The organism is Brevibacterium sediminis (genome assembly GCF_024895295.1).
Lineage (GTDB): Bacteria > Actinomycetota > Actinomycetes > Actinomycetales > Brevibacteriaceae > Brevibacterium > Brevibacterium sediminis.
In genome coordinates, this window is the sequence record NZ_JAHQRN010000003.1 from 25,898 (window position 1) to 48,489 (window position 22,592).

Sequence of the window (22,592 nt, forward strand, 5' to 3'; positions counted from 1 at the left end):
GAACGAACGACGATCACGTCGCGTGCGTACGAGTCGGCGGACCGCCTCGGCGAGGGATGCCGGCTTTCTACGTCGAAAAATGACATTCATCGACGACATATGACGCGACGTGACCATCCGAGACGGCGCGTTCGCGCGAGCGCATCTGGGGCACTCACACTGAAACACACCGCAGATGCAGCGGTGCCCATCAGTGAAGGAAGGATCCGCCGTGAGTTCACCCCGTTTCGAACCCACCACACCCGCCGGAATCTCGACCCGATCGGTGCACTCGGGAGCCATGCCCGAGGCGCACACCGGTTCGGTCGTGGCCCCGATCTTCCAGACTTCGACCTTCATGATGGACACTCCGGGAGAGACTCGCGCCGGCTTCGACTACGCGCGCACGGGCACGCCGAACCGCAGCGACCTCGAACAGGCTCTGTGCGAATTGGAGGGAGCGTCGTTCGCCGCGGCCGTCAATTCGGGAACCTCGGCCGAGGTGGCCGTGTTCTCTTCTCTGCTTCGTCCCGGCGACGAGGTCATCCTGCCCCGCGACGTCTACGGCGGGACCTTCCGGCTCCTGCAGAATGAGTACGTCCGCTGGGGCGTGGTCATCCGCACCGTCGACCTCACGGACACCGCGGCGCTCGCCGCCGCCATCAACGACAACACCGCGATCATCTGGGTCGAGACCCCGAGCAACCCCGGGCTCGACATCATCGATATCGCCGAGGCGGCCCGCCTCGCCCACCGAGCGAACGCGCTCCTGGCCGTGGACTCGACCTTTGCGACCCCGGTGCTCCAGCGTCCGCTGGAACTCGGCGCCGATATCGTCGTGCACTCGACGACGAAGTTCATCAATGGCCACTCCGATGTCATCGGCGGGGCGGTCCTCACCGGTGACGGGACGAGCTGTCCCCGCGCCGCCGAGGTGGTCGACCGCCTCGAAAGCCACCTCGCGTCCGTCGGGCTGGGCATCTCCCCGTTCGACGCGTGGCTGACCAGGCGCGGGATCAAGACCCTGCCGGTGCGGATGAAGGCGCACTGTGCCAACGCGCAGGCGGTGGCCGAATGGCTGGAGACCCGCGACGAGGTGGCCGAAGTGATCTACCCGGGCCTGCCCTCGCACCCGGGGCACGAGGTGGCGAAGCGGCAGATGAGCGGGTTCGGAGGAGTGGTGTCCCTGCGCACCGACACCGAGGAGCGGGCACTGTCCCTGGTGGCGAACACGAAGCTCATCACTCTGGCCGAATCGCTCGGAGGAGTCGAGTCCCTCATCGACCACCCGGCGACGATGACGCACCTGTCCGTGGCCGGCAGCGAGGTCAGCGTCTCCGGCAGGTTCATCCGCCTGTCCGTCGGGATCGAAGACGTCGAAGACATCCTCGCCGACCTTGCGCAGGCGCTCGACGCCACGTCCGGTGATGCGGGCACGAGTCCTGCCGACGGAGCCGCACATACCGCTCCTGCGGGAAAGCACCACGTCTCGTCTCGAGCGGCTGCGGTCCCCGTATAGCCGACGGCATCACGTACCGGGAGCGACACTTCCTCCCGGTACGTCGGCACACCTCACCCTTCGTGGCAGACCACCTCGTTGCAGCGGGGTGATTCGTCGCGAAGGGTGAGGGACGCTCAGACACGCCGCGCGCAAAGGCGCGGCTGATGCGGTCCGGGGCTCCAGCGTCCACCTGGAAATCCAGTGGGGCCGGTCACAGGGTGTCGGGAAAACCCGACGTGGGGTCGGAGGTCTTCGTGCTGTTCGCGAGCCCGCGGCTCCCGTAGCGTATTTGCTATGAGTGAGAAGACCCCCGAGAACCCGCAGGATCAGGAGCCGCTCGGCCCCGATCCGCAGGAGCCTCAACCCCCACAGCGCGAAGAGTCGATCAGCGCCGAAGCGATCGTCAATGCACCGCCGACCACCGAAGTCGACGCAGCAGCGGTCGACGTACCGACCGCTCGCGAAGCAGGAGAGTTCCGGACGAAACCCGTCGACCTCGACGTGCCGTTCGCGACGGGCTCGACCCGAGTGATGGGAGCCGGCGAACAGGCCCAGCGTCTTGACGACCCACCGATGAACCCCACCAGGCCGGTCACCTACACACATCCGACGGCTCCTGCGCAGCCTGGCCCCCGCACCCATCCCTCGGCTCAGGCCGCACCATCCGGGTACGCGCCCTCGAACAACCCGAACTACCCCACCCCACCCGGCCGCGCCCCTCAACCCGGACCGCGCCCAGCACCACAACCCGGCCCGCAGTTCGGTCGTCCCGCGCCGCATGCACAGCCCATGCCGCATGCACGGCCCGCGCCGAACGCACAGCCCATGCCGATGGCACAGCCGATGCCACGCCCGCGGTCGCCTCGGCGGATGAAGCCCAAACGCGAACCCGTCGCCTACGCCCCGGTCACCGGCTCACTGCCGCTGAGCCGGGACGAGGTCACCGAGATCCCTGCCGACGGACCCATCACCTGGCCCAAACGCCCCACCGGAATCATCGGCGTCGCGAACCTCGTGCTCTCCGCCGTCCTCGCCCTGATCTGGGCGTGGATCCCGCTGGGACTGCTGTTCACCGGAATCGGCGGCATCTTCGCCCTCGGTCTCGGCGTCCTCGCCCTCCTCGTCTGGGTCCTCGTCCAGCAGGGCGCGAACAACGCCGAACGCTACCGGGCTGAACTCATCTACTCCGATAAGATCCCCGTCCCGAAGATCGAAAGCAGCAATCGCGAACCCGGCATGGGCCGCTTCCTCCACAATCGCTGGCTGCAGGTGAAATCCGGTGCCTTCTGGCGCTCGACCGCCCACCACTACATCAAGATGCTCCTCGGCCTGATCGTCGTCGCCGGCACCATTGCGGCAATCTGCGGTTCCATCTTCGGCATCTTCGCGGCCATCAACCCCCATGGAGTCAACACCTTCTTCATCGGCGAAACCATCGACGGACCGGCCCGCATCGGTGTGGCCATCGGTGCCGTCATCGTCCTCGCCAGCTCCCTGGCCATCCTGTGGTTCGCCCCGCTGCTCGACCGCGCCCTCGACCGGGCGCTGCTCGCTCCGGCCCGCACCGTGGCGCTGCAGGCCGAGGTCACGGAACTCGATCGGGCCCGCATGGCCGGCCTCGAGGCGGCAGCCGCGGAACGTCTGCGCATCGAACGCGACCTCCACGACGGAGCCCAGCCCCGCCTCGTCGCCCTGACCATGACTTTGGGCATGGCGAAGACGAAGATCGACTCCGATCCGGAGAAGGCGAAGGAACTCGTGGCCGAAGCCCATACCGAAGCCAAGGGCATCGTCAACGAACTCCGCCAGCTGGCCCGCGGAATCCACCCCGCTGTCCTCACCGACCGCGGACTCGACGCCGCGGTCTCCGCCCTGGCCGGACGGTCGACGATCCCCGTCGACGTCGATGTCCGCCTCGAGGGGCGGATCGGGCGCGAAGCCGAGGCCGTGTCCTACTTCGTCGTCGCCGAATGCCTGACGAACATCGCCAAGCACTCCGGCGCCACCCGGGCCAGCGTGTTCATCGCCCCGACCGGAAGCGGTGTGCAGATCGTCGTCACCGATAACGGCCACGGCGGTGCACGTGTCGACCGCACGGGGCGTCACACCGGGATCGCCGGCCTCATCGACCGGGTCGAAGCCGCTCGTGGCACACTGAACCTGACCAGCCCCGCAGGTGGGCCAACGACTGTAGTTGTGGAGGTGCCATGCGCATCGTAATCGCTGAAGACTCTGCCGTCCTGCGGGCCGGACTCGAAAGGCTGCTCGCCGACGCCGGACATGAGGTCATCGCCGCCGTGCCCGACGCCAACGAACTCCTCGCCGTCGTTCACAACGATCCGCCGGACCTCGCCGTCATCGACGTGCGCATGCCCCCGACGTTCACCGATGAAGGCATCCGCGCCGCCGTCCTCATCCGCAAGCAGAACCCGGACGTCAAGGTCCTCGTGTTCAGCCAGTACGTGGAGGAGCAGTACGCGTCCGAACTCATCGCCGAGAACACCGGCGGCTTCGGCTACCTGCTCAAGGACCGAGTCGCCGACGTCGAAGACTTCCTCACCGCCGTCGACGAGGTCGCAGGCGGCGGCACCGTTCTCGACCCGGAGGTCGTGTCCCAGATCCTTGTGCGCACGCGCAAGAAGGACGGACTGTCGACCCTGAGCCCCCGCGAGATCGAAGTCCTCCAGCTCATGGCCGAAGGCAAGTCCAATGCCGCGATCGCCGGCACCCTCTACCTCAGTGCCGGTGCCGTAGAAAAGCACATCTCCTCGGTGTTCACGAAGTTCGGCCTCACCGCCGACACCTCGGAGAACCGCCGAGTCCTCGCCGTCCTCACATTCCTCGGAGCCTAGAATGCCTGCCACAGTGCGCATCAGCGAATCCGCCCGCGTCGGTCTGCGCGCGGTCCTGATCATCCTCGCCGCCGTCGTCCTCCTCGTCCCCGTCATCGTCAGCACCGCCCAAGGTGCTTCCCGCCTCGACTACGGGCGGATCGAATCGTCTGAACCGCTGCCGAAGGCGATGAAGGAACTCAAGATCGGCCTCGACTCCGGTGGTGCCGTCGACATCAAGACCGCCGACGTCGCCGAGGCGACCGTGAAGCTCACCGGCACCGGTCCCCGTGACAGCTCCGCGAACCTTGAGGTCGACAGTCGAGCCGATACCGCCGAGGTGGCCGTGAAGAACGGCGGGAAACTCGAGAACACCAGGTTGACCGTCACCATCCCGACCAGTGAGGCGAAAGACCTCGCGCTGGACTTCGACGGCAACTACGGCCGGTTCGATGTCACCGGTGACTTCGCCGAGATCAACGCCGATACCGGCGGTGGAACCGCGAACGTGACCGGTTCGGCTGAGAAGGTGCGGACCACGAGCGATTGGGGTGCGACCTATCTGGACGGTGACTTCGGGACGGTGTCAGCTAAGACGGGGGTCGGTGCCATCGAAGGAGAGAACCTCACCGTCAGCGACCGCATCGACGTGGTCAGTTCGACGGGAACCGTCGATCTCGACTTCACCAATCAGGCGATGCCCACCGGCGGAATCATCGCGAAGACAGAAGAAGGCTCGATCGACATGCGAGTGCCGAATCTCAAGCTCACCTCGGAAGAGCTGGATAAGGACTTCTTCTACCGGATCAACGCGAAGTCCAATGACGGATCCGTCGACCTCGCCTCCGATCTGAAGAAGTACGATGTGGCGGATGACCCGAAGGAAGCCAAGGGCAAGATCCTCGTTCCGATCTCGGCCACGGCCGATACTGGTACTGTCACAGTCAACCAGAACTGAGAAACGACCGGCGCACGGGCGGGCTCGACGTCGGGCCCGCCCATGCGGCGTCTGAGGGGTCGACGAGCATGCAGATCACCGTCTATGGAGCCACCGGAACCTTCGGCGCGCAGTTAGTGCCCCAGCTGCGGGAACGCGGCCACACCGTCATCGCCGCCCATCGCGGGAGCGGGGTCGACACGGTGACAGGGCAGGGCGTCACCGAGGCAGCGGAAGGCAGCGACATCCTCGTCGATTGCGTCAACCAGCTGACGACGAACGCCCAGAAAGCCATCGACTTCTTCTCACGCAGCTCCCGTTCGATCGCCGAGGCTGCTGCCGAGAAGCCCGGCACCTCCGTGGCCGTCCTGTCGATCGCGTTCCGCTCCGAGGCCGCCGAGTCGCGGCTGATGGGCTACTACCAGGGCAAAGCCATGCAGGAGCGCATCTTTCGCCGGCTCATCCCGGAGGAGCAGCTGCTGATGTTCCGGTCGGCTCAGTGGTTCGAACTCGTCGACACGATGACGATCAAGGCCGGGCCGCTGCGCTTCGTGCCGAAGATGCGCGTGCAGGCCCTGGCAGTCACCGAGGCGGCACGCATGATGGCCGAAGCCATCGACGCACGCGAGCGCGGCACCATCGAGGTCGCCGGTCCCGAGATCAGCGACTTCGCTGAGATCGCCCGCCGACTTGCCGCTGCACGTGCCCGGAAGGCGGGTGTGAAGCCGTCGAAAGTCGTCGGCATTCCCCTGCCCGGGCCGATGGCCCGCGACGGCCTCATCCCACCGTCACCGAGGATGTCCGATAAGACCGTCGACGAATGGCTGCGCTCGGTCTGAGTCCCAGACGAGGCACTGAACTTCAGGCGCAATGCAGAGCCCCGATTCCGGGGCAGGCGTATCATCCGTTCCGGAGGTTCTCATGGATTGGATGGAATACGGGCTCAACTGGGTCGACGCAGTCAGGATCGTCGTATCGTGCGTGGCTTTCTACTTCGGGATCATTCTGCTCCTGCGCATCTTCGGCCAGCGCACTCTGGCGAGCCTGTCGAGCTTCGACGTGGCCGCGATCATCGCGATGGGAGCGATCATCGGGCGGTCCATCCTCGGCGATACCCCGACCCTGGCGGCCGGAATCCTGGGTCTGGCGACCCTGCTGATCCTGCAGGCGCTCAGCGGATTCGGCCGACGCTTCGGATTCGTGCGCAGCGTCGTCAACTCCCCGGCGGTGGTGCTCATGGCCGGTCGTGAGATCCTCACGGACAACCTGTCGAAGAGCCACGTCGACCACGACGAACTCATCGCCAAACTGCGATCTGCCGGCATCCGCAACCGCGATGAGGTGGCGTGCGTGATCCTCGAATCGACCGGTCAGATCAGCGTTATCCGACGCGGTGCACCCATCGCCGAGGAGATGCTCACCGGGGTCGTCGGCGCCGACCGAGTGCCCCGCGACGGCTGAGACTCAGTCGAGCCCGAGCACCTTCGCACCGTTGGTCCACAGCACCGAGCGCATCCAATCATCGCCGAGGCCCAACCCTGCCAGTCCGGAGATCTGATCGACATAGGGATAGGGGATGTTCGGGAAATCAGAGCCGAGGATGACCTTGCCCTCAAGCCTGGCCAGGCGTTCACGGTAGGCGGGGGTCACCTCGGCGGGGGTGGAGAAATACCCGGAGGCGAACATCGTCGTATCGAGATAGACGTTGTCGAATCTCTCTGCGAGATCGGCGAACTCGTCGTACTCGGGCATGCCCATATGGGCGATGACGAACTTCAGCCGTGGGAACTTGGACAGAACGTTCGCCACCGCCTGCGGCCCGGTGTACGTGCCCGGCAGGGGAGCGGATCCAGCGTGGATGACGATCGGCACGCGGGCCTCCTCGAGAGCCTTCCACGCGGGGTCGAGGACCTCGTCGTCGGGAGAGAACACACCGACCTGGACGTGGACCTTGAACAGCTTCGCCCCGGCGGCAAGTGCGGCCGGGACGTAGTCGGCTGATTCGGGTTCGGCATAGAGGGTGCCGCAGTGGATGACGTCGTCGTGGGCGACGGCGAACTCGGCGTTCCATTCATTCAGCCACGCGGCCATTCCGGGTTTGTGCGGGTAAGTCAGGGCCGGGATCGCGCGCAGGCCGAGCTCGCGGACGATTTCCAGGCGGGTGTCCGCGTCGTACCGGTAGGTGATCGGCCAGTCGCGGCCGTAGTTGTCCGCGGCATTGTCGAAGTACTCCCACACCTTGTCGAGCACGTTCTGCGGAAGGAAGTGGACGTGGATGTCAGCGAGGCCTGGCAAGCCCAGGGCGCGGACGTAGTCGGGGACTTCGGCATCGGTGCGCGGTGGAGCGGTCATCGTTTCCTGGACCTCGAAGGCGCGACCGATCGTCGTCTCCGGGGCAGGGTTCGCGGTCGGGGCAGTGGGGGCGGTCTGGGCTGCCGAGGGGGTCTGAGCCGCTGCGTCATCGGAGTCGTTCATGGCCCCACTCTATGACCTCGCCGCCCAGGTCTTCACGGGTGGTCGGTCTTCAGCGCTCGCCCATGACCGACGCATAGACTGCCCGCATGAGCCTGCGCGATCCGTTCACGATCCCCACTCCGTCCCAGGTCAGACCCGTGGGGAAGGCGCCGTACTGGACTCCGGGGCAGACCGTGACCTGGACGTTCCGGCGTTTCGACTTCGACCGCGACCTCGCCGAGGTGGCACGACCGATGCGTGTCATCGCCGACGGGCCGTCCGGCTCTGTTCTGTGGTTGGCAGGGGGTACGCCGACGCAGGAGACCCGCATCGTCGGGTGGGAAGACACGAACGCCCACGATGTGCCGTTGAAGGCACGGTTTCGTCCCATCGCCGAGGCGCCGACGAGGATCAATGTCGAGGGCACGTGGCGGGGTCGTGGAGTGCTCAAGATCGTCCCGCCCGAAGCTCCGTTCTCCGTATGGGTGCTGCTCAAAGATGCTGCGGATGATGTCGATCGTCCAGAGTCCGGCGGCGTGCGGGTCGAGTGGTACATCAATCTTGAGACCTCACACCGACGCAGCGATGATGCGCTGTTCACCAGCGATCACATCCTCGATATCACCTTCCCGATCGCGTCTATGCCCCTGCACGCCGAGGACGGTCGGCTCGATCCGACCGGTGCCGTGTTCAAGGATGTCGACGAACTCGCCGCGGCGGCGAACTTTGGCGCGTGGCCGAAGGAGTGGTCGGAGATCATTCGAGACAATGGCAGCCATCTGCTCGACCACCTCGGCGATTTCGGGTGGGCCTTCGATCCCGAATGGGAGACGGTGGCCCGCGATCTGGTGGGGAAGGTTCGACTGGGTGCCGCCTCGGTGTCAGAAAAATCGTTCGATCAGGAACATCGGGCGATCCCGAATGGTTGTTATGACCGACAGCATCGGTGATCGTCGCGGATGCACCTGTCGCCCCAATGAAGCACACAAGCGAAGAATGATCTGCTGCTGAAAGGAACCGTCTCCATGACGACCAACCATCGGATTCGCCTGAACTCGCGCCCTGTGGGCGCCCCCACTGCAGAGAACTACCTGCTCGACGAGGTGCCTGTACCGACCCCGGGCGAAGGGCAGGTGCTGCTGCGCACCCTCTATCTCTCGCTCGATCCGTACATGCGCGGGCGGATGTCGGATGCGAAGTCCTACGCCAAGCCCGTCGAGGTCGGCGATGTCATGGTCGGCGCCACCGTGTCCGAGGTCGTCGAATCCAATGCCGAGGGCTTCACTGCCGGTGAGATCGTGCTCGGCTACGGCGGTTGGCAGGAGTATTCGGTCGAGTCGACCGGACACCTGCGCAAGATCGACCCGGAGATTGCGCCGATCTCCACCCACCTCGGTGTGCTCGGCATGCCCGGGTTCACTGCGTACGCGGGTCTGCTCGAGATCGGTCAGCCCAAGGAGGGTGAGACCGTGGCCGTGGCCGCTGCGACCGGTCCCGTCGGATCCGTCGTCGGTCAGATCGCGAAGATCAAGGGAGCGACTGCCGTCGGCATCGCCGGCGGACCGGACAAGGTCGCTCACCTTCGTGAGCTCGGTTTCGACGTGGCACTTGACCACCGCACGGGGAACCTGCGGCAGGAGCTGAAGGAGGCGGTGCCGCAGGGCATCGACGTCTACTTTGAGAACGTCGGCGGGGAGGTCTTCGACGCTGTGCTGCCGCGGCTCAATACGTTCGCTCGCGTGCCCGTGTGCGGTCTCGTCGCCAACTACAACCTCACCTCGCTGCCAGAGGGGCCGGACCGTTCGGGAGCGCTCATGGGCAACATCCTGACGAAGTCGCTGCTCGTGCGCGGATTCATCCAGACCGAGTTCGCCGAGCGTCTGACCCCGCAGTTCCTTACGGACATGAGCGGCTGGCTCAAGGAGGGCAAGGTTCGCTTCCGCGAGGATATCCGTCCCGGTCTCGAGAAGGCTCCCGAATACTTCAACGATCTGCTCACCGGCGGAAACTTCGGCAAGATGGTCGTGGCTGTCGGTGCCGAGAGCTGAGGCTTCAGAGCCTGTACTCCAGTCGTTCAAGGTGAGAAAATGAGGCTATGGACATGGCGATCCACCTTGATGCCGAAGAGATTGCACGGATCTGCGCACGACACGGCGTTGCGCGGCTCCGTGTATTCGGCTCTGCCCTCACTGAACGATTCGACCCGGGCGAGAGCGATGTCGACTTCATCGTCGATTTTCTGCCTGATCGGGCGGACCCGTTCGACGACTACTTCGGCCTTCTCGAGGAATTGACTGATCTTCTCGAGCGCAAGGTGGACCTCGTCGTCGGCAGAACCATGAGGAACCCCTACTTCAGGTCGTCTGCGCTGGAAAAGGCCCGTGACGTCTATGCGGCCTGAGACTCCCGCACTCATCTGGGACGCGAAATGTGCCGCAGATGCGATTCTGCGCTTCGTCGATGGAATGGTCAGATCTGAGTTCAACGATGATCTGCTCGTTCGGTCAGCAGTGGAAAGGCAATTCGAGATCCTCGGAGAGTCCTTGAAACGGTTGCGTTCCTCTGCCCCTGGAGCCGCTGCGGAGATCCCAGATATCCACCGAATCATTGCGATGCGCAACGTCATCGCTCATGAATATGGTGAGATTGACTACTCGATCCTATGGGCAGTCATCACTACGCGACTGGAAGATCTGCGTAGCCGCCTCGATGAACTTCTGCGCAAGCACGGCGGCTGATCACCTGAAGTGAGCGAACACCTCGGCGGGGTCAAGGCCGAAGCTCAGCGCCAGGTTGAGCACGATGCGGGCCTTGCGGGCATCGAGGATGCCAGCGGGCACGAGTCCCGCTTCGAGTAGGCCGATCTCGCCGCCCGGATAGCCGTAGGTGCGGTGCAGGCTCGCACCCGAACCGGTGCGTGAGGCCAGCACCACGGGCATCCTCTCCGCCAGTCGAGCCACGGCGGGCAGCAACTCCTCGGGGACGTGGCCCCCGCCGACCCCGGAGACCACGGCGCCGGCGAAACCGGAACCGGCGATGAGATCAAGGGTCTCTTCCGGTTCGCCCATCCCCACCTCGGCGAGGGCGACCTTGCTCAGCAGAGACGGACGGGGAAGTCCGGCGAACGGTGATTTCGGAGGCTGGGGTGCGTGCGGGAGATGGAGATCGTCTTCGCTCAGCCATCCGATCGCGCCGAGGACGGGCCCGGAGGAGAACGCGGCCGTCGAGGTGGTGTGCGACTTCGTCACGAACCTCGGATCGTGGACCTCGTCATTGAACACAAGCGACGCAGGCAGGTCTCTGACCTGGTCGGACAGGGCAGTGAGGGCGGCAGAACGGACGTTGGCCGGTCCGTCGGCTCCGGGCAGCGTCGGGTTGCGCATGGCCCCGGTGACAGAGATATGCGTGCCAGAGTCATTGAGCAGCCAGAGCCCGAACGCGGTCTCTTCAAGAGTGTCGGTGCCTTGGGTGAGGACGATTCCATCGGCCTCGGATGAGCGGGCGAGCTCGACGACGTCGAAGAGCATCTCGAGGGTGACATTCGCGCTCGAAACCTGAGCAACCTGAGTGAAATCAGCCTGCAGATCCGGCCAGACCTGATCGAGACCCGCGGCCGCAGCGATCTCCGCGCCGCTGAGCGCTGGAGCAACCCCACCTGCGCCATTGGCGGTCGACGCGATGGTCCCGCCGAGAGCGGCCAAGAGCAGGTGAGGGGCGGTGTGGAGTGGGGTCTCAGGCATGATTCGAGTCTAACGTCAGTTCCTACGTCAGTGGCCCTTGCTAGTCTCCACGCATGGACCCAGCCACCGTGCTCCGCTTGGCCAACGACCAGGCCATGCAGTACCCCTCGGTCGAGCTCGACCACCCATTCGGACCGGACAATGCCGTGTACAAAGTGCGCGGAAAGATGTTCATGATGGCATACGAGCTGCGGGGAGTTCCGAGTCTCAACCTCAAGATCGATCCCCTCGACGGTGAGGTGCTGCGCGACGCCTATGCGGAGATCTCACCCGGCTACCACATGAACAAGAAGCACTGGATCACCGTCGCCGGGGAGGGAAGCGATGACGGCGGCGAACCCGGCGCCGCAACTGCCGGCGATCGTCTCGATCCCGATCTTCTTCACGACCTCGTGCTCGAGTCCTATTGTCTTGTCGTGGCCAAGATGTCCAAGAAGGACCGGCCTGTTGACCCTGACACTTTCGGAGGGAGGAATGACAGCCGTTGACCTCACTCGACTCGCGAATTGGCGCGCACCCGCCTAGGCGCAGAGAATAGTTCCTATGTCCGCCCTGTCATCCGCGCTCGCCTACCGGCGACTGCTCGAATCGAATGCCACCCTGCGCATGCTCCGGGCCGACAACCTCGCTGTCATGGCCGGAACCCTCGACGCGCATCTCGGCAAGCCCGGCACCAGGATGAACACTGAGGATCTGCACGAAAGCATCGATGCCGACCTCGAGGAGCTCCGCGACCACTTCGACCTCTCGCTGCGGACAGCGAAGGCCTACTGCGATGACTGGCGTCGCGCCGAGATCCTCGTCCGCCGTCCCGCCACCGCCGCCAGAGGCGAAACATACGAACTCTCCGCCGCCGGCTTCGATGCCATCCGCATGCTCGAGCAGTTGCGCACACCACCACAGACCGCCACCGAATCCCGGCTGGTCAGCCTCGCCCAATCCGTGCGACAGTTGGCCATCGACACCGACCCGGACAGCTCCCGCCGCCTCGCCTCCTTGCGCGCCGAACGCGATCGCATCGACGCCGAGATCGCCCGGGTCCGCCGCAGCGATCCGCGCTCCGTCGTCCTCGACAGGCGGCGAGCCAACGAACGCGTCTCCGACATCCTCCAGCAGGCGCAGGGACTGCCCGCCGACTTCGCCCGCGTGCGCGCACGCTTCGAAGAACTCAATCAGGAACTGCGGGTCTCGATCCTCGCCGCCGAGGACTCCCAGTCCCAAGTCCTCGACGAAGTGTTCCGCGGCGTCGATCTCATCGAGTCATCTGACGAAGGTCGGACGTTCTCGGCGTTCTCCGCCCTCGTCCGCGACCCCGAACAGTCCGCGGCCTTCGACGACGACATCGCCGCCATCCTCGACCGGGACTTCTCCGCCACCCTCTCTCTGGCCACCCGCCGTTCCCTGCGCACCCTGATGCGCCAGATGAAGGACGGGTCTCACGAGGTTTCGGACATCCTCACCGAGTTCGCCCGTGGCCTGCGCCGCTACGTCCACTCCCACGAATTCCAACGCGACCGCGTCATGCGCACTCTCCTCCAGGAGGGTCTCGCCGCGGCCGCGCCCGTGTCGCAGGAGCTCAAACCCTACGACGAGATCGGCATCGACCTCGAACTCTCCAGCGTCTCACTCGGCAGCGTCGGCGAGGTCATCCTCCACGACCCCGAGGAGTTCGACGCCGGAGCGGAACTCGGCGAGGCCACGGACTCCGAGATCGACTTCGCCGAACTCATCGCAGTCGCCCGCGAATCCGAAATCGACTTCGCCGAACTCACCGAGAACATCAACTCCGTCGTCACTTCCGCCCACGAAGCCTCCGTCGCGGAGGTGCTCGAAACCTTCCCTGCCACACAGGGACTGGCCAGCGTCGTCGGCCTGTTGTCCCTGGCCAGCACCTATGGCCACGTCGATGTCGGCAACCGCGAAATCCTCACTTGGGCCGGCATCGACGGCATCGTCCGCACCGCCGCGATCCGCCGCCACTACTTCACCGAAGGCATCACCCTATGAGTCCCACCCACCACGACAACGACACAGCCCCCGCCGAGGTGGGGGCCGCCTCGGCGATGGAATCCACCGACTCCGCGGACGACCTCAGCCACAACCCCAGCGGTCTGTGGTCCGGTGACACCGGAACGCTGGGAGAGCGCACCCGCCGAGTGCTGCTCGAACTGCTCAAAGGCCCGTATGTGTCCGGGACGCAGGCCCCGCAGCTGTGGGCAGCCCTCGTCGCGGACGAGAGCCTCGTCCGTTCGCGCCTGCACGATCTGTTCCTCGACCTCGTCATCGACCGGGTCGACGAATTCGCATTCACCCGCAAGATCGTCACCGACGAGATCGACGCGCCCGCCGCGGTACGCAGCGAACGACTCACCTTCCTCGACACGGCAATGCTGCTGGTGCTCCGGCAGCTGCTGTTGGCCGCGCCGGGGGAGAAGCGCGTCATCGTCGATCGCGAAGAGGTCTATGAACGACTCGCGATCTACCGCACAGGGGACGAATCGACCTTCCAACGCAATCTCAACGGCGCATGGTCGCGGATGAGCAACCGACTGCGTGTGCTCCACAAAGCCGGTGAAGACCGCTTCGAGATCTCTCCCATGGTGAAGTTCCTCATCGACGAGGATCGCGTGCGCGAGCTCATCGCCGTCTACGAACGCATCGCCGCTGGTGAGACCGATACCGGTGAGATCCATGACGGCAAGTCTGATGACGGCGGGGACTCCATCGCCGAGGCGGTCGTCGACAATACCGCCACCGACGCATCCGAAGCCGATAGCGACATAGACGCCGACACCGAGGAGGACGACGCGTGACCGAGGCACTCTTCCCGCTCGATGCCGCCTTCGTCGCCGACCAGGCGCGTGCTCGCGGAGCGAACCGGCCCGACGTCGGCAGTCAGTGGCGCCTGAGCGAGATCCAGATCGCGAACTGGGGCACCTTCGACGCCGACATCCACCGCATCCCCGTCTCCCACAAGGGCCACCTCATCACCGGGCCCTCGGGCTCGGGCAAGTCCTCCCTCCTCGACGGAATCGCCGCAGTCCTCACCCCGGACAAGTGGCTGCGCTTCAACGTCGCCGCTCAGACCGCGGGCGCTCGCCTCGACCAGCGCAGCCTCGTCAGCTACGTCCGCGGGGCCTGGACTCGCACCGCGGATTCCGAAGAGGACCGGGTCGTCAGCAAGTATCTGCGTCCGCGCGCCACCTGGAGCGGAATCATCCTCCGCTACGACAACGGCAGCGACAAGCCCCTGTCGTTGGCCCGACTCTTCTTCATCAAGGGATCGGGCACGAAAACGACGGACCTCTCCGACGCTTGTGTCCTCGAGCGCGCGGACCTCGACCTCTCCGACCTGCAGCACTATGCGCGCTCCGGGCTCGAGACCCGCAAACTCAAGGCCGACCATCCTGATGCGGTGGTCACCTCGAACGGCCACCACGGGAAGTTCTATGCACGGATGCGCAAGACCTTCGGCATGGCCGACGAGTCCGCACTCCAGCTGCTGCATAAAACACAGTCGGCGAAGAGCCTGGACAGCCTCGACCGGCTCTTCCGAGACCATATGCTCGAAAGTCCGGTGACCTTCGACCTCGCCGAGACTGCCGTCGCACAGTTCGGTGACCTCAAGGACGCTCATGACCATGTCGTCGAACTGCGCAAACAGCGCGATCATCTGCTGCAGCTGCGCGAAGCCGCCTCCCGTTTCGAGACTGCCAACGACATCGCCGCGAAGTCGATCGCGCTCAGCGAAGCTCTGCTGCCGTACCAGAAGCGGCGCGAGCTCGATATCCTCCGCGCCGACCTTTCGGCGCTGACCAGGCAGATCGTCGAACTCGAAGTCACCGCCGACCGCGCCAAACGTGACTTCGACGCCGCAGTCGACGAATACGACTTGGCCCGACGGGCCACTTTGGAACTCGGTGGTTCCGAGGCCGAACACCTTCAGCAGCGCATCGACACCGCCGAAACCGAACGCCGCGCCATCGCCGAACGTTGGTCTGGGCTGGCTCGCCAGCTTGAGCAGGCCGGCATCGAGCATGCCCCGACCACGGCCGCCGAGTTCGCCGAACTGCAGGCCCAGATCGCCTCCAGCCTCGACGACGACACGCAGGTCGCCGGACCCAGCCATGCCGATCACGACCGGTTCTCTCAGGCGCGGGCGAAGGTCCGCGAACTCGAAGGGGAGATCGAATCCCTTCGGCGGTCCGGATCGACCGTGCCGAACAACCTCATGACGATCAGGTCCGAGCTCGCCGCCGGCACCGGACTGAGCGAGAAGGCGCTGCCGTTCGCGGCCGAACTCATCGAAGTCGACCCCGACGAGGCCCGGTGGACGGGTGCCATCGAGAGGGTGCTGCGGCCCATGGCTCTGACCGTCCTCGTCCGTTCTGAGAACCTCTCGGCCGTGCGCACCTGGGTGGATTCCCACCGCATCCGCGGACGCCTCGTCTTCGAGGAGATCCCGCGCTCAGTGCCGAGCCCCCGCCCCGTGGGCAGTGAGAAGTCGCTGGTCAACAAGGTGAATGTCAGCGACACCGGCTTCGGCGACTGGGTCCGGACCACCTTGTCCGAACGCTTCGACTTCGCCTGTGTCGACCACCCGGACGAACTCGACGACCATCCGCGCGCCGTCACCGTCAAGGGCCAGGTCAAGACCTCACGCACCCGGTACGAGAAGGACGACCGGCGGGCTATCGACGATCGCAGCCAATGGGTCCTCGGCGACCGCGAAGCGAAACTCGAAGCCCTCGTCGAATCCCTCAAGGAGGCTCAGTCGGAACTGGCCGCGGCCGAACAGGTGGTCGCGGCTGCTGACGCCGAAACCGCACAGGCCCACCGTCGCCGCGGCATCCTCGCCGGTATTCGCGAACAGTCCTGGCGCGACGTCGACCGAGACGGAGCGGCCGAGAAGGTCGCGACTCTCGAGCGGCAGCTGGCCGAACTCGAAGATGCCGACGGCGACCTGCAGCAGGCGATCAGCGCCGAACGCGAAGCCAAGGCGGTCAAGGACGCGGCCGAGACAGCGAAGAACGAAGCCGACTATGCCCTTCGCCGGGCGAACGAGGAATCGACGGGTCTGCGCTCGAACCTGACCCGGATCGAGGACGACGTCAACTCAGGTCGGGTGGCGGAAGTCGAGGGCCACCTCGGCGAACAATTGGACGAACGGTTCCGGAAGATCCAACGCAGCATCAAGCGGGAGAACCTCGCCGAGGTGGGCCAGCAGGTCTCGCAGGTGTTGCAGGAGGAAAAGGACCGGGCGCAAGCCGATGCAAGTCGGTCGGGGCAGTCCGTGACACGGTTGGCTGCCGAGTTCAAGGCCGCATGGCCATCGGTATCGTCCCAGCTCACGGCGGAAGTCGATGATCGGCGCGCCTACCTGTCGATGCTCGATGAGATCCTCGCGCACGGCTTACCCGATCATGAGAACCGTTTCCGGGATCTGCTGCAGCAGCGGTCCCGGGATCTCATCGGCGAACTCCTCAACGAGATCCATGCCGCCCCGCGTGAGATCGAGGATCGGGTCGCGCCGATCAATTCGTCCCTTCTACGGTCGCAGTTCGACGAGGACCGGTACCTGCGGCTGAAGGTCAAGACCCGGCGGTCCGAGACCGTCAACGCCTTCATCGCCGATCTCCGCCTCGTGGCGAGCGGCAGCTGGGGTGAGGACGATATGGAGACTGCGGAGAGGAAGTACGACACCCTCGCCGAGGTGATGCGCCGATTCTCATCCAGCGAGCACGTCGACAAGGTCTGGAAGACTCAGTGCCTGGACACACGCCTGCACGTGAGCTTCCTCGCCGAGGAGATCGACGACCATGGTCGTGCACATGCCACCTACGATTCGGGTGCGGCGATGTCCGGTGGTCAGCAGCAGAAGCTCGTGATCTTCTGCCTGGCGGCAGCGCTGCGCTATCAGCTCGCCGACCCGGATGAGGCGATCTCGAAGTACGGCACGATCATCCTCGACGAGGCCTTCGACAAAGCGGATACGCGGTATACGCGTATGGCCTTGGACATCTTCATCGAGTTCGGCTTCCACATGGTGCTGGCGACTCCGCAGAAGCTGCTGCAGACGATCGAACCCTATGTGGGTGCGGCGACCTCGATCGAGAATCCGAGTCGGCAGAAGACCCTGACCTCGACGATGGTGTGGGACGAGACGGAGCTGGACGGGGCTGGAGCTGAGTCGGTCTCGGAGTCAGTATCGGAGTCGGAGTCAGTCGCTGGCGCTGGCGAAGAATCGAGCGGCGCCGGAGCGGCCACGGAAGCTGAGGGATCGGACGGTGCCGGTGGGGCAGATGGGTCTGAGAAGGCGGCCGGCTCCGACAGCATCCGTGTGGCCGGTGAAGTCGAGCTTGAGTTCGAGGAGTCGGACGCCCGATGACGATGCTCTCCGTCGCCGAGGCTCGGACGAAGGCACGTGCTCGCCTGAGTTCGTCCATGGCCTCGTGGGCGGCGGAGGCAACAGGCGAGGTGCGTGTTGAGATCGCCCTCAAACCACCGACGGAGAAGCAGGTGCTCTCCGATCAGGCTGCTGCCGCCGACTGGGCCGGCAGTTGGCGGGCGGTCCGGGAGGTTCCGGAGGCAGCCGCGGGCGCACCTGCAGCGCTCGAGATCGATTGGGAAGAGCGCAGCTGGGTCCGCGTCGGCAGTCAACGCGTTCCGGTCCGACTGCGACTGCTGACCCCTGATGCAGTGGCCGCTTTCGTCGGTGGCGACACCGCTCGATACTGGCGGAGGCTGCGAGACCGTGCCGTCAGCATCCGGCAGCGACTCGGGTCCGTATCGAACGGCATCGCGGCGACTCGCGACGCGGACGCGGAGGTCAGCTCGGACGGGAGCTCCCTTGCCGCGGCGATACGTTCCCAGTCGAAACGGATCCTCTCCTTGTCCGACACTGCGTTCGTTACTGTCATCGACGTCGTCGACTGGCTGTGCACCCATCCGCTCGGATCGCTGCGACCCAGACAGCTGCCCATCCGCGGAGTGGACTCGAAATGGTTCGAGAACCACCGCAGCCTCGTCACCGCCCTGCTCGGAGGGATCGGCCACGCCGATGCTGTGACCGTCCTCGACGCCGAACCGCGACTGCGGCTGCGTATCCTCGACGGGACCCTGATCGGCGCCGTGGATCATGAGGTCACCGTCGATCGCACCTCGGTCAGAGCAGCCGCCGCGCCCCTCGACGACATCACCGCTCCGATCTCCCAACTCGGTCGACTGCCCATATCGCCGAGGCTGGTCTTCGTCTTCGAGAACCTCGAATCCGTGCTCGCCATGCCGGATTGGCCGGGTGCCGTGGCCGTACACGGTTCCGGCTATGCCGTCGACGGGGTCGCTCGATTGGACTGGATCGCGGGTGCGCGCGTGATCTATTGGGGCGACCTCGACTCCCATGGTTTCGCGATCCTCAACCGCCTGCGCAGCCACCTGCCGGAGGTCGAATCCGTGCTCATGGACGAAGCAACACTGCTCGCGCACCAGGATCTCTGGGTACCGGAACCGAAGCCGAGCACCGGCACTTTCGCGCATCTCACCGGCACCGAAGCACGTGCCCTCGAACGACTACATGCTGAAGGAGGCGTCCGGCTCGAACAGGAACGCATCCCGTGGGATAGGGCTCTGAACCGGCTGCGGACCGCGGTCGGCACGGAGACGGAGCGCCGCCTCGGCGAGGGCCCCGATGACGACCGATAAGCCGCGCGGGGGACTGGCCGCTCTCTGCGTCGCCGAACTCGTGTGCTGGGGTCTGCTCTACTACTCCCTGCCGGTGGCGGTCACCCCGATCTCTGACGATATGGGGTGGAGCCACACGACGGTGACGGCGGCGCTGACCGTCGGACTCATCGTCTCAGCGCTCATGGGACCCAGCGTCGGGCGCCTCCTCGACCGGCACGGTCCGCAGCTGATCATGGGTGCGGGTACGGCCATCGGAGTTGTCGCACTCGGACTCGTCGCGGTCGCGCCGAACCTCGTGGTGTTCTTTGCCGCCTGGATCCTCGCCGGGTTCGCGCAGGCAGCGACGCTCTACCCGCCGGCTTTCGCCGTCATCACCCGCTGGTACGGGGCGGAGCGGACGAAACCCCTGACGACGATCACGCTCGTCGGCGGGCTCGCATCGACGGTCTTCGCTCCGATCATCGCCTGGCTCATCGACAGCCTCGGCTGGCGGGGAACCTATGGTGTGCTCGCCGGATTGCTCGCCGTCCTCGCACTGCCGATGCACCTGTTCTTCCTCAACCGCACCTGGACCGACGAGGCGGCCGCATCCACGGTGAAGCCGAGCCGGGCCGAACTGCGCCGCGTCACTCGTCACCCGCGCTTCATCACCCTGCAGATCGCCGTCGCGATCGCCACGTTCACGCTCTTCGCGGTGACGATCAACATCATCCCGCTCATCATCGAACGCGGTGCCGACTACAGTCTGGCGGCCATCGCCCTCGGCCTCGTCGGCTTCGGTCAGGTGGCCGGACGGTTTGGCTACCCGAGTCTGGAACGGCACTCGTCGACACGGTCGCGGACGATCATCCTCTTCGCCTCGGGCGCTGTCGGCCTGTGGCTGCTCGCTCTGGTTCCCGGCCCGATCTGGCTGCTCATCGGCATCGCCATGCTCGGCGGCGGCGTGCGCGGCTGCATGACATTGCTGCAGGCCACAGCGGTGTCCGACAGGTGGGGAACGAAGAACTTCGGGGCCGTCAACGGCGTCTTCGTCGCTCCGATCACCGCGGGCACGGCGCTCGCGCCGGTCGCGGGTCCGGCGCTGGCCGGAGTGCTCGGCGGGTACCCGATGATGGCGGTGGCCATGGCTGGGCTGCTCGCACTGGCGACCCTGCTGTCGGCGCGGACGTGAGCGCCACCTCGGTGAGGGGCACACTCTCTGAGCAGAGAAACGTGTAAAAGAATCGGCGATTTTTTTACACGTTTCGGAGATATGGAAAGTTGCTTGACACATCTGCCGGGCTCTCCTGCGGGCCTCCCAACAGACACCTCGTCGGAGGATCCTGCACATGCGAACCCGTCCGTCAAGGCCGCCTCGGCGAGGTCGTTCCCAGACCGATACGGGAGATATTCCCGCATCCGAGGGTGAGGAATCGGACAGCCGCCCTGATGGACTTCGGGGCTAGACTGAAAGCGCGGTCAAGGCCCCAAGCGTGGGCCGCGCCCCCTGCCGGGGCTGTGAATGCACCCCGGTGCCATGGTTCAACGGAAGGAAGTCAATGCCCACCGTCGCCAGAAACATCGTCGATACCCTCGTCGCGAGCGGAGTCAAGCGCGTCTACGGCATCCCGGGAGATTCGCTCAACGGATTCACCGATGCCCTCCGCGTGAACCCGCAACTCGAATGGGTTCACGTCCGCCACGAGGAGGCCGCTTCCTTCGCCGCCAGCGGCGAGGCCGCCCTGACCGGTGAGCTCGCGGTCTGCGCCGGCAGCTGCGGACCCGGCAACCTCCACCTCATCAACGGTCTCTTCGACGCCCAGCGTTCGCGAGTTCCCGTGCTGGCCATCGCTGCCCAGATCCCCAGCGATGAAATCGGCTCGAACTACTTCCAGGAGACCCACCCGACCGAGCTGTTCCGCGATTGCAGCGTCTACGTCGAGAACGTCTCCTCGGCTGAGCAGATGCCCCGCCTGCTGCGCATCGCCATGCGAGAAGCCATCGAGAAGCGCGGCGTGGCCGTGCTCGTCATTCCCGGTGACGTCGGCCTGGCCGACATCGATGCCGCCGCCGAGGAGGTCCGGGCCTACCCGTCGCACATGATCCCAGCGGATTCCCAGATCGAAGCCGCTGCCAAGGCGCTCAACAAGGGCAAGAAGACGACGATCCTCGCCGGCGCCGGCACTGAGGGGGCCCATGATGAGCTGCTCGCCATCGCCGAGAAGCTCCAGGCCCCGATCGTCCATACGATGCGCGGCAAGGAATTCGTCGAACCCGACAATCCCTACGACGTGGGCATGACCGGCCTGCTCGGATTCTCCTCCGGCTACGCTGCGCTCAAGGACTGCGACACTCTGCTCATGCTCGGTACCGATCTGCCCTACCAGCAGTTCTACCCCGAGGACGCGACCGTCATCCAAGTCGATGTGCGCGGGTCCCAGATCGGACGGCGCACGAAGGTCGACATTCCGCTTGTCGGAACGGTCGCCGACACCGTCGAGGCGCTGCTGCCGAAGATCAAGGCCAACCGCAGCAGCACGCATCTGAAGTCCCTGACCAAGCACTATCAGAAGACCCGCAAGGACCTTGACGAGCTGGCCACACCGTCGAAGCGGACGATCCACCCGCAGTACCTGACGCGCCTCCTCGACGAGATGGCCGATGACGACGCCGTCTTCATCCCCGACGTCGGATCACCCGTGGTGTGGGCGGCCCGCTACCTGACGATGAACGGCAAGCGCCGCCTCATCGGGTCCTTCAGCCACGGGTCGATGGCCAACGCTCTGTCCCAGAGCGTCGGCGTGCAGTCGGCGTTCGAGGACCGACAGACCATCGCGCTCGCCGGTGACGGCGGACTGTCGATGCTGCTCGGTGAGCTCATCACGCTCACGCAGAACAAGCTGCCGGTCAAGACGGTCGTGTACAACAACTCGTCGCTCAACTTCGTCGAGCTCGAGATGAAGGCGGCCGGTTTCGTCACCTTCGGTACGGACCTCGACAATCCCGACTTCTCCACCATCGCCGAGGCGGTCGGGATCAAGGGATTCCGCGTCGAGAAGTCCAAGGACCTGCCGAAGGTCGTCAAGGAATTCCTCGCCTACCCGGGGCCTGCGGTCCTCGACGTCGTCACCGAACGTCAGGAGCTGTCGATGCCGCCGTCGATCACCGTCGAGCAGGCCAAGGGCTTCGCGCTCTACGCGATCCGCACGGTGCTCTCGGGCAAGGGCGACGAACTCATCGATCTCGCCCGGACGAACATCCGCCAGCTCTTCTGAGCTGAGTAAGGTCGCGGGCCTGCGGCGCCGACGCAACCTGCCGCGCAGCACGATAAGTGTGCGCAGATTGCCACTTGGGACACCCAAACGGGCAATCTGCGCACACTTGTCTTCGCGGAAGCAGGGCTCGACGGGGCCGGCCGGCTCGAAAGCACGATCAGCCCGAAGGCCCGCCAGCTTGGCCGAGCCTTTCAGCCCAGCCCAGCACAGCTG

19 protein-coding genes are annotated in these 22,592 nt (G+C 65.4%); 17 read left to right on the forward strand and 2 right to left on the reverse strand.

The features are described 5' to 3' along the window. The first annotated feature begins 211 nt into the window (after positions 1-211). The 6 genes from KTJ89_RS07500 (at position 212) to KTJ89_RS07525 (ending at position 6,709) form a co-directional block, all read left to right on the forward strand. Positions 212-1,498 (forward strand): trans-sulfuration enzyme family protein, encoded by a 1,287-nt coding sequence (locus KTJ89_RS07500; protein WP_259357255.1) that lies wholly within the window; start codon positions 212-214, stop codon positions 1,496-1,498. A 276-nt stretch (positions 1,499-1,774) separates the two neighbouring features. Further along, entirely contained in the window at positions 1,775-3,700 is a 1,926-nt protein-coding gene (locus KTJ89_RS07505) for a sensor histidine kinase (RefSeq protein WP_259357256.1), read from the forward strand. After that, positions 3,688-4,332 carry a response regulator transcription factor gene (locus KTJ89_RS07510; protein WP_139909223.1) on the forward strand — a complete coding sequence of 215 codons (645 nt, stop codon included), beginning with the start codon at positions 3,688-3,690 and terminating at the stop codon, positions 4,330-4,332. Before KTJ89_RS07505 ends, KTJ89_RS07510 begins: the two co-directional genes overlap by 13 nt. 1 nt (position 4,333) lies before the next feature. Next, positions 4,334-5,269 (forward strand): DUF4097 family beta strand repeat-containing protein, encoded by a 936-nt coding sequence (locus KTJ89_RS07515; RefSeq protein WP_181272423.1) that lies wholly within the window; start codon positions 4,334-4,336, stop codon positions 5,267-5,269. 68 nt (positions 5,270-5,337) lie between these two features. Then, on the forward strand, positions 5,338-6,087 hold the full coding sequence (locus KTJ89_RS07520) for an SDR family oxidoreductase (protein WP_259357257.1): 750 nt from the start codon (positions 5,338-5,340) through the stop codon (positions 6,085-6,087). Positions 6,088-6,169: 82 nt separating this feature from the next. Beyond that, positions 6,170-6,709: a DUF421 domain-containing protein gene (locus KTJ89_RS07525; protein WP_259357258.1), complete on the forward strand. Its 540-nt coding sequence runs from the start codon at positions 6,170-6,172 to the stop codon at positions 6,707-6,709. Between the two features lie 3 nt (positions 6,710-6,712). On the opposite strand, the gene KTJ89_RS07530 is transcribed toward KTJ89_RS07525, so the two are convergent. Beyond that, complete coding sequence (locus KTJ89_RS07530; protein WP_310650277.1) at positions 6,713-7,723, reverse strand: amidohydrolase family protein; 1,011 nt, start codon at positions 7,721-7,723, stop codon at positions 6,713-6,715. A gap of 86 nt (positions 7,724-7,809) precedes the next feature. On the opposite strand from KTJ89_RS07530, the gene KTJ89_RS07535 reads away from it, so the two are divergent. The 4 genes from KTJ89_RS07535 (at position 7,810) to KTJ89_RS07550 (ending at position 10,440) form a co-directional block, all read left to right on the forward strand. Further along, positions 7,810-8,652 (forward strand): ribonuclease FAU-1 family protein, encoded by an 843-nt coding sequence (locus tag KTJ89_RS07535; RefSeq protein WP_259357259.1) that lies wholly within the window; start codon positions 7,810-7,812, stop codon positions 8,650-8,652. Between the two features lie 75 nt (positions 8,653-8,727). Next, positions 8,728-9,750 (forward strand): NADPH-dependent curcumin/dihydrocurcumin reductase, encoded by a 1,023-nt coding sequence (gene curA / locus KTJ89_RS07540; protein WP_259357260.1) that lies wholly within the window; start codon positions 8,728-8,730, stop codon positions 9,748-9,750. Positions 9,751-9,797: 47 nt separating this feature from the next. Next, positions 9,798-10,103: a nucleotidyltransferase family protein gene (locus KTJ89_RS07545; protein ID WP_259357261.1), complete on the forward strand. Its 306-nt coding sequence runs from the start codon at positions 9,798-9,800 to the stop codon at positions 10,101-10,103. After that, the gene (locus tag KTJ89_RS07550) at positions 10,093-10,440 is read left to right on the forward strand and encodes a HepT-like ribonuclease domain-containing protein (RefSeq protein WP_259357599.1); all 348 of its coding nucleotides are present in this window, start codon (positions 10,093-10,095) and stop codon (positions 10,438-10,440) included. Before KTJ89_RS07545 ends, KTJ89_RS07550 begins: the two co-directional genes overlap by 11 nt. Here KTJ89_RS07550 and KTJ89_RS07555 read toward each other — a convergent pair whose 3' ends face one another. After that, positions 10,441-11,442 carry an asparaginase gene (locus KTJ89_RS07555; RefSeq protein ID WP_259357262.1) on the reverse strand — a complete coding sequence of 334 codons (1,002 nt, stop codon included), beginning with the start codon at positions 11,440-11,442 and terminating at the stop codon, positions 10,441-10,443. A gap of 53 nt (positions 11,443-11,495) precedes the next feature. Here KTJ89_RS07555 and KTJ89_RS07560 point away from each other — a divergent pair, with 53 nt between their 5' ends. From KTJ89_RS07560 to poxB, 7 genes are all read left to right on the forward strand, one after another. Beyond that, on the forward strand, positions 11,496-11,930 hold the full coding sequence (locus KTJ89_RS07560; protein WP_259357263.1) for an MmcQ/YjbR family DNA-binding protein: 435 nt from the start codon (positions 11,496-11,498) through the stop codon (positions 11,928-11,930). A gap of 55 nt (positions 11,931-11,985) precedes the next feature. After that, positions 11,986-13,449 carry a DUF3375 domain-containing protein gene (locus tag KTJ89_RS07565; RefSeq protein WP_259357264.1) on the forward strand — a complete coding sequence of 488 codons (1,464 nt, stop codon included), beginning with the start codon at positions 11,986-11,988 and terminating at the stop codon, positions 13,447-13,449. Continuing rightward, a complete protein-coding gene (locus KTJ89_RS07570; protein ID WP_374990262.1) occupies positions 13,446-14,255 on the forward strand; it encodes a DUF4194 domain-containing protein in 810 nt (269 codons plus the stop codon). Before KTJ89_RS07565 ends, KTJ89_RS07570 begins: the two co-directional genes overlap by 4 nt. Continuing rightward, a complete protein-coding gene (locus KTJ89_RS07575; RefSeq protein ID WP_259357265.1) occupies positions 14,252-17,830 on the forward strand; it encodes an ATP-binding protein in 3,579 nt (1,192 codons plus the stop codon). The genes KTJ89_RS07570 and KTJ89_RS07575 overlap by 4 nt, the downstream gene beginning before the upstream one ends. Beyond that, positions 17,827-19,143, forward strand: a complete 1,317-nt coding sequence (locus KTJ89_RS07580) for a Wadjet anti-phage system protein JetD domain-containing protein (RefSeq protein WP_259357266.1) — start codon at positions 17,827-17,829, stop codon at positions 19,141-19,143. Before KTJ89_RS07575 ends, KTJ89_RS07580 begins: the two co-directional genes overlap by 4 nt. Next, positions 19,130-20,296, forward strand: a complete 1,167-nt coding sequence (locus tag KTJ89_RS07585; RefSeq protein ID WP_259357267.1) for an MFS transporter — start codon at positions 19,130-19,132, stop codon at positions 20,294-20,296. The genes KTJ89_RS07580 and KTJ89_RS07585 overlap by 14 nt, the downstream gene beginning before the upstream one ends. A 367-nt stretch (positions 20,297-20,663) precedes the next feature. Further along, the gene (gene poxB, locus KTJ89_RS07590; protein WP_259357268.1) at positions 20,664-22,379 is read left to right on the forward strand and encodes a ubiquinone-dependent pyruvate dehydrogenase; all 1,716 of its coding nucleotides are present in this window, start codon (positions 20,664-20,666) and stop codon (positions 22,377-22,379) included. Positions 22,380-22,592: the final 213 nt, after the last annotated feature.

Excerpts from the sequence above, each read along its gene's own strand:
- KTJ89_RS07505 (WP_259357256.1), top strand. The coding sequence starts at position 1,775 with ATGAGTGAGAAGACCCCCGAGAACCCGCAGGATCAGGAGCCGCTCGGC.
- KTJ89_RS07510 (WP_139909223.1), top strand. The coding sequence starts at position 3,688 with ATGCGCATCGTAATCGCTGAAGACTCTGCCGTCCTGCGGGCCGGACTC.
- KTJ89_RS07515 (WP_181272423.1), top strand. The coding sequence starts at position 4,334 with ATGCCTGCCACAGTGCGCATCAGCGAATCCGCCCGCGTCGGTCTGCGC.
- KTJ89_RS07520 (WP_259357257.1), top strand. The coding sequence starts at position 5,338 with ATGCAGATCACCGTCTATGGAGCCACCGGAACCTTCGGCGCGCAGTTA.
- KTJ89_RS07525 (WP_259357258.1), top strand. The coding sequence starts at position 6,170 with ATGGATTGGATGGAATACGGGCTCAACTGGGTCGACGCAGTCAGGATC.
- KTJ89_RS07530 (WP_310650277.1), bottom strand. The coding sequence starts at position 7,723 with ATGAACGACTCCGATGACGCAGCGGCTCAGACCCCCTCGGCAGCCCAG.
- KTJ89_RS07535 (WP_259357259.1), top strand. The coding sequence starts at position 7,810 with ATGAGCCTGCGCGATCCGTTCACGATCCCCACTCCGTCCCAGGTCAGA.
- curA (WP_259357260.1), top strand. The coding sequence starts at position 8,728 with ATGACGACCAACCATCGGATTCGCCTGAACTCGCGCCCTGTGGGCGCC.
- KTJ89_RS07545 (WP_259357261.1), top strand. The coding sequence starts at position 9,798 with ATGGACATGGCGATCCACCTTGATGCCGAAGAGATTGCACGGATCTGC.
- KTJ89_RS07550 (WP_259357599.1), top strand. The coding sequence starts at position 10,093 with ATGCGGCCTGAGACTCCCGCACTCATCTGGGACGCGAAATGTGCCGCA.
- KTJ89_RS07555 (WP_259357262.1), bottom strand. The coding sequence starts at position 11,442 with ATGCCTGAGACCCCACTCCACACCGCCCCTCACCTGCTCTTGGCCGCT.
- KTJ89_RS07560 (WP_259357263.1), top strand. The coding sequence starts at position 11,496 with ATGGACCCAGCCACCGTGCTCCGCTTGGCCAACGACCAGGCCATGCAG.
- KTJ89_RS07565 (WP_259357264.1), top strand. The coding sequence starts at position 11,986 with ATGTCCGCCCTGTCATCCGCGCTCGCCTACCGGCGACTGCTCGAATCG.
- KTJ89_RS07570 (WP_374990262.1), top strand. The coding sequence starts at position 13,446 with ATGAGTCCCACCCACCACGACAACGACACAGCCCCCGCCGAGGTGGGG.
- KTJ89_RS07580 (WP_259357266.1), top strand. The coding sequence starts at position 17,827 with ATGACGATGCTCTCCGTCGCCGAGGCTCGGACGAAGGCACGTGCTCGC.
- KTJ89_RS07585 (WP_259357267.1), top strand. The coding sequence starts at position 19,130 with ATGACGACCGATAAGCCGCGCGGGGGACTGGCCGCTCTCTGCGTCGCC.
- poxB (WP_259357268.1), top strand. The coding sequence starts at position 20,664 with ATGCCCACCGTCGCCAGAAACATCGTCGATACCCTCGTCGCGAGCGGA.